Source organism: Patiriisocius sp. Uisw_017 (genome assembly GCF_047731265.1).
GTDB lineage: Bacteria > Bacteroidota > Bacteroidia > Flavobacteriales > Flavobacteriaceae > Patiriisocius.
Map to the genome: position 1 here is coordinate 997,056 of NZ_CP159835.1, position 14,405 is coordinate 1,011,460.

The 14,405-nt window shown below is 35.2% G+C and carries 10 protein-coding genes; 3 read left to right on the forward strand and 7 right to left on the reverse strand.

Annotated elements, in window-relative coordinates; translation table 11 throughout:
- Positions 1 to 110: 110 nt before the first annotated feature.
- Together ABXT67_RS04515 and ABXT67_RS04520 are read right to left on the reverse strand one after the other, a co-directional pair.
- Positions 111 to 1,718, reverse strand: coding sequence for a T9SS type A sorting domain-containing protein (locus ABXT67_RS04515; RefSeq protein WP_415376094.1), 1,608 nt, complete (start codon positions 1,716 to 1,718; stop codon positions 111 to 113).
- Positions 1,719 to 2,181: 463 nt separating this feature from the next.
- Entirely contained in the window at positions 2,182 to 2,568 is a 387-nt protein-coding gene (locus ABXT67_RS04520) for a hypothetical protein (RefSeq protein WP_415376095.1), read from the reverse strand.
- A 548-nt stretch (positions 2,569 to 3,116) separates the two neighbouring features.
- Here ABXT67_RS04520 and metG point away from each other — a divergent pair.
- The 3 genes from metG to ABXT67_RS04535 are packed head-to-tail and all read left to right on the forward strand — an operon-like array spanning position 3,117 to position 8,285.
- Positions 3,117 to 5,204: a methionine--tRNA ligase gene (metG, locus tag ABXT67_RS04525; protein ID WP_415376924.1), complete on the forward strand. Its 2,088-nt coding sequence runs from the start codon at positions 3,117 to 3,119 to the stop codon at positions 5,202 to 5,204.
- 55 nt (positions 5,205 to 5,259) lie between these two features.
- Complete coding sequence (locus ABXT67_RS04530; protein ID WP_415376925.1) at positions 5,260 to 7,377, forward strand: Tex family protein; 2,118 nt, start codon at positions 5,260 to 5,262, stop codon at positions 7,375 to 7,377.
- A 2-nt stretch (positions 7,378 to 7,379) separates the two neighbouring features.
- On the forward strand, positions 7,380 to 8,285 hold the full coding sequence (locus ABXT67_RS04535) for a histone deacetylase (RefSeq protein WP_415376096.1): 906 nt from the start codon (positions 7,380 to 7,382) through the stop codon (positions 8,283 to 8,285).
- On the opposite strand, the gene ABXT67_RS04540 is transcribed toward ABXT67_RS04535, so the two are convergent.
- The 5 genes from ABXT67_RS04540 to ABXT67_RS04560 form a co-directional block, all read right to left on the reverse strand.
- Positions 8,282 to 10,237: a tetratricopeptide repeat protein gene (locus tag ABXT67_RS04540; protein WP_415376097.1), complete on the reverse strand. Its 1,956-nt coding sequence runs from the start codon at positions 10,235 to 10,237 to the stop codon at positions 8,282 to 8,284. The genes ABXT67_RS04535 and ABXT67_RS04540 overlap by 4 nt on opposite strands.
- Positions 10,238 to 10,578: 341 nt before the next feature.
- On the reverse strand, positions 10,579 to 11,163 hold the full coding sequence (locus ABXT67_RS04545; RefSeq protein ID WP_415376098.1) for a helix-turn-helix domain-containing protein: 585 nt from the start codon (positions 11,161 to 11,163) through the stop codon (positions 10,579 to 10,581).
- Between the two features lie 16 nt (positions 11,164 to 11,179).
- Complete coding sequence (locus ABXT67_RS04550) at positions 11,180 to 12,664, reverse strand: RecQ family ATP-dependent DNA helicase (protein WP_415376099.1); 1,485 nt, start codon at positions 12,662 to 12,664, stop codon at positions 11,180 to 11,182.
- A 432-nt stretch (positions 12,665 to 13,096) separates the two neighbouring features.
- A complete protein-coding gene (locus tag ABXT67_RS04555; RefSeq protein WP_415376101.1) occupies positions 13,097 to 13,201 on the reverse strand; it encodes a GIY-YIG nuclease family protein in 105 nt (34 codons plus the stop codon).
- 166 nt (positions 13,202 to 13,367) lie between these two features.
- On the reverse strand, positions 13,368 to 13,700 hold the full coding sequence (locus ABXT67_RS04560) for a single-stranded DNA-binding protein (protein WP_415376102.1): 333 nt from the start codon (positions 13,698 to 13,700) through the stop codon (positions 13,368 to 13,370).
- Positions 13,701 to 14,405: the final 705 nt, after the last annotated feature.

The following is a 14,405-nucleotide window of genomic DNA, read 5'->3' on the forward strand; positions in this document are numbered from 1 at the left end:
ATTTAGTGCTTACAAAGCAATATTTTGCTAAGTAAAAAAAAACTTCTCTAAAAAAAGTAAAGCCAATCATTTTAAAATGATTGGCTTTACAGTATCACTATTATTTCAATTTATTGCTTCACAACCTTAAAGCTAGCCACTGTTCCCGTAGTAGTCTGTATTTGTAATACATAAATACCTGAGGCTAGTTGTGACATATTCACGGCAATATCTTTACCATTTTCTATTGTAGTGTTGGTTAATTGTCCCGTAACAGTGTACAATTTAATTTCAGAAATTTCCGCTTCAGATTCCAATGTTAATATATCTCGCACCGGATTGTTATATTGAAATGAAATGCCGGTGTTTATGTCATTTACCGCAAGGATTTGTTCAAAAGCTCTTTGGGCGTATATTTTATTTCCATCACCTTTATCTTCAATAAATACGGCTACACTTTGCGCATCAACTGTTGCCGTATATTGTATTCTGCTTTTATTTGCATTAAAAGTAGCTAGCGGTCTTGTCTCTTCAGTCCAAGCAAAATCTCCATTTTCATCAAGATATATTGCTTCTAACGTGGTTGAGGTAGCACCATTATCCAATCCATTTTTCAATAGAAACCAAGGAGTATCTTCATAAAGATGTAATTGACCAACATGTACTATTTCATCGCCAATAGCATACAGCTCTTTTGCAGTATCTGTAAAAAGGCGGGCGCCTGTAGTCGTATCAAATTTTTGAATGTATTCTCCCTTCATACTTTGGTTAGGGTTTGAATAGGTGCAAACTGCATAGATCTCATCTAAAGAATTTAGAGCGATTGAAATTTCAGTTTCATTGTTGGTTTCGTTCGTGTCAAAATCTGACCCATTTATTCCCCAAGGAAGAGAACCATCGCTATTTACAAGTTGTACATAAGCATCAAACCTGTTACCTGTGGGAACGGAATAGCTCATAAAAACGGAATCGTCAATATTTACACCTTCATAACTGCGATTAAAACGTGTGGTTTTATCTGCTAATAGTGTTGCGTTTACCCATTGCGCTTCTCCATCACTATTATAGCGTTGTGCATATAAATTAGAATTTATTCCGCTAAGAAGTTGATGAAATACAGCTATAAAACTACCCCCAGCTATTTCAAAAAAGTTTGCGGGTGCAGTAAACCCAGAACCTGTCGTAATTTCTTGTGTTGAAGGCCATACGGCAACTCCGTCTGCATCATATTTTTGCATTACCGCACCAGATGGTGAAAACCAAGCGACAATTGCATCTCCTGTGCTTAATGGGAAGACGGTAACAAGATTTCCTTGGCCTACATTTACTCCATTAGCACCCCATAAAGAGGTTCCTGAAGTGTCCAGTTTAAAAGCGAAAGCAGGGTCTCCACCACCAGTTCCTGTTACACCTATAAATAAATTGTCTTCTGCATCCACCGCTGTTTTCCAGATAACGGTAAAAGTACTCATAGGAATTTGGTCGCTTACTAGTATCCCTTCATTTCCTAGAGTTTGGTTTCCGTCTGCATCTAAAACTTGCAACCTTAACTCGTAGTTAGTAGGTGCTGAAACTACTTTCCAATACACAACGTATGTTTCTCCTGCTGTGGTTCCTAAAGATTGCATATCAGATGATTCAGAATCTGTCACCAATGTATTTACATCAGTATCTGCAATCCATTGGGCATTTGTAATAGTAATTGCCGTTAGCGCCAAAAGAGTAATAAATATTTTCATGATTTTCAGTTTATTTAAATATAGTGATTGATTTTTCATTTTCTTTAAGTTTTCGGATAATTTTATTTAAGCGTTTTGGCTTTTTTAATTTGAAAAAAACATGATATCTCATACTTTCATAATAAAGTCAAACTGCTCATTCATAAATTGAGTATCCTCAACTTCATTTTTCTCACTATCTCCAAAAGCCGTAAATTAACCTTGATCGTCTATGAAACCATTTTTATTTTAAAAAGAGCACACAATTCTATTTAACTCATACTTGTATTCTGAACAGTTTTTACTGCTGTACAGATTTCCTTTGTACAGCATAAAACAAGATTACATTTCCATAAATTTATTAAGCCCACTTCGCATCGTGTCATATTCAAAATTCTTTGCACTTTGACGTAGAATTTTCTTTAACTGAGGCCAAAACGAGTATAACGGTTCTATTAATTTTTGCTTCAATTTCAAATGCTCTTTACTCTCCAGGGTTTGTATTATAAAATGAATAAGAATCTAAATAGAAAGATGAGAATTGGTCAATTACAGTTTGTTCTTTAATTTCTTCTCCTTTTAATTTTATGATATATTTTGTTGATGTACTGTCCACCCAATGCCACTCTGCATAGAGCTCTTGAACTATTGCGGTACACGGATTTGTGCGGTATGGTTGTAAATATAATTTATTTACCGTACCTCTTTTTTGACCTATAAAAACTTTTGCGTTATTTTCAATATTAGAATTTTTATATAAATAATTAAAATCTTTTTTTGACCAACCACCCGTTTTATTTCCCTTTAGCTTAACAATACTGTTTACTGGTTTATACGATATAGAATCAAAAGCAATTTTTAAATAATACATTTTAAAGTTTTCTCCTGTAAAGTTATTTGATCTATCAAGAGCTACAAATTTCATCCCATAATTAGCAAGCCCTTAATACTCCCTGTCATCTACAAAATAGGGTAAGGTATCCCCTTCTCTTACTTCGCTTAAATGTTTGTAGTTGTTAGCATTAATATAATTTTTATGCTACCAAAAATTATAAACGTGCTCACTTACTTTATACGCATCTAGCTGTTTTTGATTGAACCTAATTTCTTCTTGAGAAATAGCGGTTGTGCTAAAGGTTTCGAAAATCAAAAATCCCAATAAAAGCTTCAATCGCAAACGCATCTATTTTAGTTTTTCTAAAAACGTAAATTTTATACTTTATTGGCTTGCATCTAAAGAACCTTCATACGTGTCTTTGTACTCTTTTCAGGATTAAAAACCTGCTGCTTCAAGCTGTTTTTCCACTTTCAATGAGCAACGCGAATGGTCTTTCCTCTTTCCGCGATAGCGGTCTATAATCTTGCACATTTCCGAAGATAAAATCCTTATTTTTGCAGCTATATTCAAGCACACTTATAATGACTCGAGATCCTAAAAGATATACCATCACGGCTGCATTACCTTACACAAACGGACCAGTTCACATTGGGCACTTAGCAGGTGTTTACATTCCCGCAGATATTTATGCACGTTTTCAGCGCTTACAAGGAAAAGACGTAGCTTTTGTCTGTGGAAGTGATGAGCACGGTGTGCCCATTACGATAAAAGCAAAAAAAGAAGGGATTACACCACAACAAGTGGTGGATAAATACCACGCAATTATTAAAAAATCGTTTGGAGACTTTGGAATTACGTTTGATAATTATTCCCGTACTTCTGCCAAGATTCACCATGATACTGCTAGTGCATTTTTTAAGAAATTATATGACGAAGGAAAATTTATAGAAGAAGTAACTGAGCAATTATATGATGCAGAAGCAGACCAGTTTTTAGCAGACCGTTTTATAGTTGGAACCTGTCCTAAATGCGGTAATGAAGAGAGTTATGGAGATCAATGTGAGGCTTGCGGAACATCACACAACGCAACAGATTTAATACAACCTAAAAGTGCCATTACTGGTGCGGTGCCCTCATTAAAAGAAACAAGACACTGGTTTTTACCTTTAAACAAATATGAGCCGTTTTTAAAAGAATGGATATTAGAGAATCATAAAAAAGATTGGAAAACAAATGTCTATGGCCAATGTAAATCTTGGATTGACGATGGTTTGCGTCCACGCGCTGTAACGCGTGACTTAGATTGGGGAATCCCCGTACCTATTGAGGGTGCAGAAGGGAAGGTTTTATATGTTTGGTTTGATGCACCTATTGGCTATATTTCGGCCACAAAAGAATGGGCAGATCGCGAAGGAAAAGACTGGGAACCATACTGGAAAGACGAAGAAACTAAACTCCTTCACTTTATAGGAAAAGATAATATTGTATTTCATTGTATCATTTTTCCAAGTATGTTAAAGGCTGACGGAAGTTATATTTTACCAAACAATGTTCCTGCAAACGAATTTTTAAACCTCGAAGGGAATAAAATATCCACCAGTAAAAATTGGGCCGTTTGGTTGCACGAATATTTAGAAGATTTTCCAAATCAGCAAGATGTTTTGCGTTATACCTTAACTGCAAATGCACCTGAAACAAAGGACAATGATTTTACATGGGCAGATTTTCAAGCAAGAAATAATAATGAGCTCGTCGCCATATTTGGAAATTTCATTAACCGAGTTACTGTATTAACGCATAAGTATTACGATGGTATTGTTCCTGAGCCAAGTACTTTTACTAAAATTGACGAAAAGACCTTAACCAAATTAAAAGCCTATCCTTCAGTAATCGAAAGTTCTATAGAGCGTTACCGTTTCCGAGAAGCGCAACAAGAGTTGATGAATGTAGCACGTTTGGGGAACAAATATCTGGCAGACGAAGAGCCCTGGAAAACCATTAAAACCGACGAAGAACGAACCAAAACGGTGATGTTTGTGGCATTGCAAATCGCAGCTACGTTGGCTGTTTTAAGCGAACCTTTTTTACCGTTTACTTCAGCTAAACTCAAAAAAATGTTCAATTTTGACGGTTTGGAAAAGTTGCCAAATTGGTCTTCTTTGCAAGAAATTTCTCCCCTTTTGATGGAGATGCCTTTAGGCAGAGGGGGCCTCACTATCGCAAAATCTGAATTACTTTTCAGCAAAATTGAAAAGGAACAAATACAAGCACAATTGGATAAATTAGAAGCGAGTAAAAAAGCAAATGAGGCGGCAAATGCGAAAGTTGAGCCTCAGAAAGAGACCGTTCAGTTTGATGATTTTACCAAGCTCGATATGCGCGTAGGTACGATTATAGAGGCTGAAAAAATGGCAAAAACAAAGAAGCTTTTAATCTTAAAAGTAGACACTGGTATTGATGTTCGTACCATCGTTTCAGGAATTGCAGAAAGCTTTACGGCTGAAGAAGTAATTGGGAAACAAGTAGCCGTTTTAGTAAATCTAGCACCTCGTGCTCTTCGTGGCGTTGAAAGTGAGGGAATGATTTTAATGACCGAAACTCCGGATGGGAGATTGGTTTTTATGAATCCTGACACTAGTGGTGTTGGAAATGGAGCGACTATAAATTAATTTATTAAATATGGGAAACCTCTCAAGTTTTGAAAACATGACAGGTTTTTTTACTATGCTAAGCTACATCCTCCAACAAACAAATCTCCCAAATGAAAGTGTAAAAAACACGCTAGCACTATTAGCAGAAGATTGCACTATTCCTTTTATTGCTCGTTATAGAAAAGAACGCACGGGGAACCTTGATGAAGTTCAAATAGAACAAATTGTACATCTCAAAGAACAGTTTGAAGCGCTTGAAAAGCGCAAAAAATCTATTTTAAAAGCAATTGAAGAACAAGGTGAATTAACAACAGAAATTTCGGCTAGTATAAAGAGCACTTCAAATCTTGTTGCTCTTGAAGACCTTTATCTTCCGTTTAAAAAGAAACGTAAAACCAAAGCTGAAACGGCCCGTAAAAATGGCCTAGAACCATTGGCTAAAATTATAATGGCTCAAAATACGAGAGATCTTGAGAGTGTTGCACAGCGGTATACTAACACAAATGTTCCCACAATAGAAGATGCGTTTGAAGGTGCGAGACACATTGTTGCCGAGTGGATTAATGAACGCACGGATATTAGAAACAACATTCGCAAACAACTGGAGCGATTTGCTGTGGTTAGCACTAAGGTTGTTAAATCCAAAAAAGAGGAAGACAAAGCTCAAAAATTTAGAGACTATTTTTCTTGGGATGAATCTTTACAGCGATGTCCTTCGCATAGATTACTGGCAATTTTAAGAGCCGAAAATGAAGGTTTTATTAGAGTAAAAATTGAAATTGAAGAGGAGCGTATTTTAGATAGAATAGCCTCTAAACTCATAAGCTCTAGAGGCACGTGTGCCGACCAAATTAAAGAGGCTCTAGAAGACGCGTACAAAAGACTTCTCTTTCCCGCTTTATCAAACGAAATTTTAGTACAAGCAAAGAAGAAAGCAGGTGAAACTGCAATTTCAATTTTTGCTAAAAATCTAAAGCAATTATTATTGGGTTCCCCTTTAGGTGAAAAACGTATTCTTGCTATTGACCCTGGCTTTAGATCAGGCTGTAAAGTAGTTTGCCTTGATGCACAAGGTAGCTTTTTGCACAATGACACTATATTCCCTCATCCACCAAAAAGTGATGAACATGAAGCAATACGAAAAATAAGCAAATTAGCCGAAACTTACAATATTGAAGCAATTGCCATTGGTAATGGAACTGCCTCAAGAGAAACGGAAGCTATTATCAAAAAAATACCCTTTAAAAATGACGTTGAGATTTTTATCGTTAGTGAAGCTGGAGCTTCTATTTACTCCGCAAGTAAGATTGCAAGAGAAGAATTTCCTGATTATGATGTAACGGTTAGAGGGGCAATATCCATAGGTCGCCGTCTTGCTGATCCACTGGCAGAGCTTGTGAAGATTGATGCCAAATCTATTGGTGTTGGACAATACCAGCACGACGTAGATCAATCGCAACTTAAAAAATCTTTAGATCGTGTTGTGGAAAATTGTGTGAATGCCGTAGGTGTAAACATCAATACAGCAAGTGTGCCGCTGTTGAGTTATGTTTCGGGTATAGGTCCTAAACTAGCAGAAAATATTGTGGAATATCGCGAGACAGAAGGAGCATTTACTTCTAGAAATGAGATTAAAAAAGTACCCAGATTGGGTGCAAAAGCCTTTGAGCAAGGTGCTGGTTTTTTAAGGATTAGAGATGCTAAGAATCCACTAGATAATTCTTCAGTACACCCAGAACGATACGTTCTTATAAAAGAAATAGCCAAAGATCAAGGAATTAATGTTACAGAGTTAATAGGAAATACTACTGCATTAAAAAATATTGCATTACATAAATATTGCACTGAAGATGTTGGAATACTAACATTAGAAGACATAATTAAAGAACTTCAAAAACCTGGACTTGACATACGCCAAAAAGCAAAAGTGTTTAGTTTTAACCAGCATATTAAAACAATTGAAGACTTACAACCAGGGATGCTATTACCTGGTATTGTTAATAATATAACCGCTTTTGGCTGTTTTGTAGATGTTGGCGTTAAGGAAAGTGGTTTGATACATGTTTCCAACTTGTCTGAGACATTTGTAAAGGATGTAAATGAACATGTTGCATTGCAGCAACATGTTATTGTAAAGGTGCTGGAGGTTGATGTTTCTAGAAAAAGGATTCAATTGAAATTAGAATCTTAAGAATGCTAAAAATAGCCAACCATCCTATTTATAAATATGAATTGCCGGCGGGACATCGCTTTCCTATGGCTAAATATGATTTACTCCCTCAAAAGCTTTTAAAAGAAAGCATCTGTAAAATTGAAAATTTTTTTGAGCCTATAAAAGTTTCGGCCGAAACGATTCTTCGCGTTCACGATCTGGACTATTACGAGCGATTACTTTCAGTTTCGCTTGATAAAAAGGAAATACGAAAAATGGGATTTCCGCTTTGCCCCGAATTGGTTGAACGTTCACATTATATTATCGACGGTACGATAAAAGGTTGCAAATTTGCCTTTGAACACGGTGTTGCAATGAATATCGCTGGAGGCACACACCACGCTTTTACAGCTCACGGTGAAGCGTTTTGTTTATTAAATGACCAAGCGGTGGCGGCGCAATATTTATTGGATCAAAAATTAGCGAAACAAATCTTAATCGTAGATCTAGATGTACATCAAGGAAATGGAACCGCAAAAATTTTTGAAAAGGAAGAACGTGTGTTTACCTTCTCTATGCACGGGGCTAAAAACTATCCATTTAAAAAAGAAAAAAGCGATTTAGATATTGGCTTACAGGATGGAACAGAGGACGAAGAATATCTTGCAATTTTAAAAAACACCCTACCCTTACTTATTAAAAAAGTACAACCAGATTTTGTGTTTTATTTAAGCGGCGTAGATATTTTAAAAAGTGATAAACTAGGAAGATTAGGATGCACCACAGAAGGTTGTAAACAAAGAGATGAATTTGTTTTCAATACTTTAAAAAACCTTAAAATTCCGGTTCAAGTTAGTATGGGAGGGGGCTATTCTCCAGAAATAGAGACTATAATTATTGCACATGCAAACACTTTTAAAGTGGCACAGGAAATTTTTTTTACTTAAATAGATTTGATGAAATTCTTCAAAGATTCACCTTTAGGGATCTCCATCTTTTTTCTCAAATTATAACGGTAGTTATCAACACTGGCCGCACTAATCCCTAGTTGCAAAGCAATTTGTTTTGATGTTTGACCCAATCGCAACATCGTAGCGACCTTTTTTTCTTTCTCATTAAGATTTTTATAAAGTTCATCAATCTTTGCTCTAAATGAATCATTGGTTTCATTTACTTGCTGATATAACTGGATTTTCTCTTTATTCTGATCAATGTCATTATTTATAAATTGAATGGTATCCATGACCACACTTTTGTGGGCATCATTAATAACTCTAATACCTTTCATCTTTGCCTTTATGTTTTCCAATAAATCATTTTTTTCAGAAATATGAATGGCAAAATCTGTTATTTGCTTGTTTTTAAATTTTACTTGATTGTCCAAAGATTCTTGTTTTACCGTCATGGTCTCTTGCTTTGCCAAAAGGGTTTCTCTTTTAATCGCGGCAATCTTCCGTTGACGGAAATAAGAGAATACGAAAAAACCCATTAACAAAATAAACATTCCAATGATAAAATAAGTTCGATCTTTTGCTCTTTGTTGTTCCGCTTCAGAAACTTTTAGCTGTGCATCTCTAGCCTCTAATTTTGATGAAATTTCATTATAGTTAAACTCAGATTGGATTACATTAAATTTATTCTTCTGCAGCACAGTTCTCAAACTATCTTCCAATTTGTTATGACGCATTAAAAATTCAAAAGCAAGTTTTGGTTGGTTATTATCCTCATACAACTCATATAACTGCTTTACTACTTCTTTTTCAGATTCTATAAAATCTTCTGTTTCTGGGTGGTTTAAAATTTTATTTAGTTCTGTAATTGCTCTTGGCAGATTGTTCTCCGCTTTTAAAATTTTAGCCTTTTGACCAGCAATAGTAAAGATATGTGCTGGGTTTTCTGATATTATTGCTTGGACACGAGCACTGTCAAGATACTTTCTAGCCACTTCAATATTTCCTAATTTTATAGATGCTTCACTTAAAAAAATATAATCATTTGTTAATATATAAGGAATTGCATCCTTTTTGTCAAACGCCAATTGCTCCTTATAAATAGTACTTGCTGCGTTAGCAAGGTTCTCTTTAAGTAAAATTTCCGCCCTGCTTTTTTGTAATGGATTAAGCCCATCAACATTACCCGCTCGCTGAAACATTACGGTAGCACTATCCAAATATTTTTTTGCCGTTTCATATAACTCGTCGTCGTAATAGAACCCAGCTAAAAACTCATAAGCATCTCCTACTTCCCTCCAAGCCTTAATAGGTTTTCCTATGGACAATGACTTTTCGATACACGCTAGTGCAGTTTCTTTATTATCTGTAGTGAAATAAATAAACGCTAGATCTCCATAGTTTTCTGCTAGATAAGTTCTTGTTTCTAAATCTTGATTGTCTTTGAGTAAAAATCTATTCGCTTGTAAAAGGGAGCCTAAAGACAAGTCATTACGTTCAAGAAAATTATACGCCATTCCCTTTAAACGATAACTAAATCCTATTCCTGCAAAATGTTTTTGCTTGGTTCGATTGGCATAACTTAATGCGCTATCCACATATTTTATTACATTCAGGTCGTTTTCTTCAAATATTTCCCTTTGTGCAAGACGGTTATAAGCCCGTATAATATCAAAACTATCTTTTAAAACTTTACTTATCGCCAGCGCTTCATTAATATATTTAACTGCCTTTTCATTAGGTTCTTCTAGATAATAATCCCCTAAAGTTAAGAGAGTGTTGGTTCTGTCTTTATCAGAAACTTTTTTATCCTCAAGTGAATTTTCGAGTTCAGATATTGATAATATTGCTTTTTCCTCTTGAGCCTCTTGAGCTTCTTGAGCTTCTTGAGCAAAAGACTTTATAGAAACCGCAGTACATAAAATAATAAAATAGTGAATACACTTCATAGGTTGGTTTAGAGTATGCTAACGAAAAAGGCATTTTTATTGTCGCCTAATTTATTCATAATTTTCTCACATCTTAATTATGAGACAAAAATGAGTTGTAAATTTACATTTTAAATGTAATACATTACATCCTTTTTTGTCCCTTATTGTTTTTTGAATTATTAGTGAGTTTAATAAGTGAAAAAGAAAAGTATATCAAATTGTTATGAAAAAGATTCCACTAAGGTTTTTAAAGTCTTGGTGGTTTTTTTATATATGAAACTTGATTCAATCGTTTTTTGTCTCAACGATTGAGCAAAAGCCATTAATTAAACTCATCTGCCCTGATACACTTTCAAAACCTATCCCAAATACAAACCCAATCTTATTTTCCAATAGGGGACTTTCTTTTCAAAATGCTCAAAGTATATTTTTAAACCTTCTGGATTTTGTAGTGTTTCTTTTGCTCTCTGAACCTCTTTTATTTCTGCGGAAGAAATAAACTGATCTAGTTTAACATTTGTTCCAGACTCATGAATTTTAATAAAATGGCTAATTATAGTGTTTTCTTTAATCCCCCTTCTTTGGGCAATTTCCGAAACCGAAAACCCTTCTTCAAATAATTGGAAACTTCGCTCGTGTGTAGCCACTGTATTTTCAAGTGCATCCACATGTTTTGCTATTATTTTAAGGAAAATTTCAGCATATTTTTCTAGTTTGGCTTGCCCTACTCCACTTATTTGTGAAAACTCTTCGATGTTTTTCGGTAGCTTTTGCTCCATGTCTTCTAGCGAGGCATCACTAAAAACCACGTAGGCTGGTACGCCCATTTCAGTCGCAATTTTTAAGCGTTGCGCCTTTAATTTATCGAAAAGATCGGCAGGTTTTCTTGATGTTGCTAATTTTGTTTTCTCTTTAGCAGTTTCTGGTTGAACTAAGTTGGCCAATCTTACTTTTTTTGCTTTAAATAAAATATCTTTCGCTGAAGGGCTTAACAATAACCTCCCCCTTTTCATGAAAATAAATTTGAAGTATTCCTTGATTCAATAATTGAATAACGTACTGTTGTAAATCTCGCCACGAAATATCTTTTGCAGCTCCAAAGGTTTTAATTCCTTGATATCCTTTTTCTAAAACTTGCTGATTTTGAGCTCCTCGCAGTACATCAATTACCATCCCGATAGGTTCTTGTTCTCTTAATCTGGCTACTGCCGAGCATACTTTTTGAGATATTAAAGTGCCGTCAAAATAAGCCGGAGGTGTTTTACAGATATCGCAGTTACCGCAATCGTCTTGAATATGTTCGCCAAAATAACTTAACAGTGCTTTCCTTCGGCAACTCAAGGCTTCCGCAAATTGCTGCATGCGCTCCAATTTAGCCAACTGAAATTCTTCGGTCGCCGTACCTTCAGCAAACTTGCGTAATTGCATAACATCAGCGTAGCTATAAAATAACAAGCCGTGCGCTTTTAAACCATCACGACCACCCCTCCCAATTTCCTGGTAATAGCCTTCAATATTCTTAGGCATATTATAGTGAATCACCCAACGTACATTGCTTTTATCAATCCCCATCCCAAAGGCAATCGTCGCAACAATTATTGGCGTTCTATCATTAATAAAATCTTCTTGAATCTGGTTTCGGTCTTCACTTGAAAGCCCCGCATGGTATGCCGCTGCATCGTATCCTTTCGCTTTCAGTTTTTTAGTGATATTTTCGGTTCCTTTTCGGCTTAGGCAATATATTATTCCACTTTGCAAACCACGAGCACCCAAAAACCTAAATATCTGCTGAATCCGTTGTTGGCCTGGACGAACGTCCAAATAAATATTTGGGCGGTCAAAAGAGGAAACAAATTTTGTAGCTTGGGGAACTCCTAATTGATTCGCAATATCTTCCTGCGTTGCATTATCTGCTGTTGCCGTTAATGCGATAATTGGGGTTCCGGGAAAATGAGTTCGTAAATGTTTGAGCTGCGTATATGCAGGTCTAAAATCATGTCCCCAAGAAGAGATACAATGCGCCTCATCTACCGCTATTAAATTGATAGTAATTTTTGATAAATAATTTGTGACTGACCAAACACTTTCAGGAGCAACATACAACAGTTTTAATTTTCCTGTAATTAGATTTTCTAAAATTTCGTCGAGTTCACTTTGCTCTTGTGAGCTGTTATAATAAGCCGCAGCAATACCATTTCCTTTTAAAGCATCGACTTGATCTTTCATCAAGGCAATTAATGGCGAAATTACAACTGCCGTTCCTTCCATTGCCAAAGCAGGTAATTGAAAACAAAGTGACTTACCTCCGCCTGTGGGCATGATTGCTAAGGTGTCATCTCCTGCTAAAACGCTATCAATTATCTCTTTTTGATTAGGTCTGAATGTGTCGTACCCAAAGTTAGATTTTAGGAGAGATAATATCGAGGTAGTTTGTTTTGTTTGCATTGTTGTAAAAATATGAATTCTACTTTTATGTAAATCGGTCCTTCGGCACAATTTTAAAATTATTTGCGCTGCACGTCATTTTAAAATCACTCAGGAACCTTAGATTCATTTTCTTTCTGAATATTGAATATTGAATATTGAATATTGAAAAATATCAATAAATTGGATTAATAAAAAATGATCTACAGGTTATTTGAAAACAGCTAAAGTTATTTTTTGTTAAAATCAAGTATTGTTATTATTCAGCTATTGTGAAAACTGTTTTTTTGCCAATCTTTCTAAGTCTTGGAATTGTCCTTTGATGAGTGCATCCTTCTTTTTCCTAGTCCACTTCTTAATCTGATGTTCTCGATTAAAAGCATAATCTATGTGTGAGAGAATTTCAATAAAAAGCAACTTAACAGGTAATCGCTCGGAAATATATTAATCCCCTTAGCCATTACTATGTCCCCAAAATCGCATGCCTACATCTTTAGTACTACCCACATAATAACTATTGTCATTACAGACTAATATATAAACATACGCATTCGCCATAGTACTAACTTTAAATAAATTTTACAGCACACTATTTTCTTTAAAACTTCATTCATCTTAACCCCTTTATTAAATGAAACAAAGACGCTAAGGTTCCTGAGTGATTTTAGATATAGGCGCAAAAGCGCCTATATCTAAAATTGTACCGAAGAACCGTAATACAACTCTATTTACTCAACATCAACAACTCATTACATACAACCTCTGTCATATATCTTTTATTACCATCCTTGTCGTCCCAAGATCTATTCGTAAGTTTTCCTTCAATAGCAATTTCCTGTCCTTTATTTACATAGTTCTCTACTACGTTTACTAGGCCTCCCCAAACTACTACATTGTGCCAGTAAGCACGTTCTACTTTTTTTCCGTTTTTGTCTTTGTAGCTGTCATCTGTAGCCATAGAAAATTTGGCCATTTTGCTACCATCTTTCAAGGTTACGATTTCAGGCTCTTGACCCAATCTTCCAATTAACTGTACTTTGTTTCTAAGTGCGTTCATAATAAATAATTTTAATGTCTATCCCGAGTTTCTTACGAGATCTCTTAACAGTTATATGTGTCTTTGGGCTCGTCCCGCTAATCACAATGTCAAAAATGAAGTAATCTATTTTTTGTTATTTCATTTCGACACCGCAAACCTACGATGGCTTTTAAATAAGATTCGGTTGCTACTTATTTACTATCGTTTACAAGTGTTTGTAATCATTTGTTGTCTTTTTTATATTTAAAAATCAATTGATTAAAAATATTTATTGTTTTTCATAATTCTAAATAAAACACATCGGCGCAAGCATGCTCAGCAGTAAAATCACAAAAAATAAAATTCCAAATTCCAAAAAAAAGAAGGATACAAGCAACCAAAAAATTAAACCTCCTGAGATTCAATAAATGCTGAAACTGCAAAAAAACTACCCCCCGAATTTGCAAAACACAACGACATCCAAAGCATAGAAAAGATCCAAGCCGCACTCGCCCGTTTAGAGTATATTGACACCGAAAAAGAAGGCCTTATTGAAGAAGTAAAAACCTACTCCCCGCAGACGGTGATTTTATGGAGCAGAACAAGCTGCGTATTTAGACTTGAAACGATTGATTGGGTAAAATAAGTCATCCTATTAATTTTTTATTAGTTACAAAGAGCACCTTAAAATTAATTATTCCTCTTCTCTCGATTCAAAATAAGTACATCCTAATATAGGAAGAT

Coding starts and splice junctions, on each gene's coding strand:
- ABXT67_RS04515 (WP_415376094.1), bottom strand. CDS start 1,718: ATGAAAATATTTATTACTCTTTTGGCGCTAACGGCAATTACTATTACA.
- ABXT67_RS04520 (WP_415376095.1), bottom strand. CDS start 2,568: ATGTATTATTTAAAAATTGCTTTTGATTCTATATCGTATAAACCAGTA.
- metG (WP_415376924.1), top strand. CDS start 3,117: ATGACTCGAGATCCTAAAAGATATACCATCACGGCTGCATTACCTTAC.
- ABXT67_RS04530 (WP_415376925.1), top strand. CDS start 5,260: ATGCTAAGCTACATCCTCCAACAAACAAATCTCCCAAATGAAAGTGTA.
- ABXT67_RS04535 (WP_415376096.1), top strand. CDS start 7,380: ATGCTAAAAATAGCCAACCATCCTATTTATAAATATGAATTGCCGGCG.
- ABXT67_RS04540 (WP_415376097.1), bottom strand. CDS start 10,237: ATGAAGTGTATTCACTATTTTATTATTTTATGTACTGCGGTTTCTATA.
- ABXT67_RS04550 (WP_415376099.1), bottom strand. CDS start 12,664: ATGCAAACAAAACAAACTACCTCGATATTATCTCTCCTAAAATCTAAC.
- ABXT67_RS04555 (WP_415376101.1), bottom strand. CDS start 13,201: ATGGCGAATGCGTATGTTTATATATTAGTCTGTAATGACAATAGTTAT.
- ABXT67_RS04560 (WP_415376102.1), bottom strand. CDS start 13,700: ATGAACGCACTTAGAAACAAAGTACAGTTAATTGGAAGATTGGGTCAA.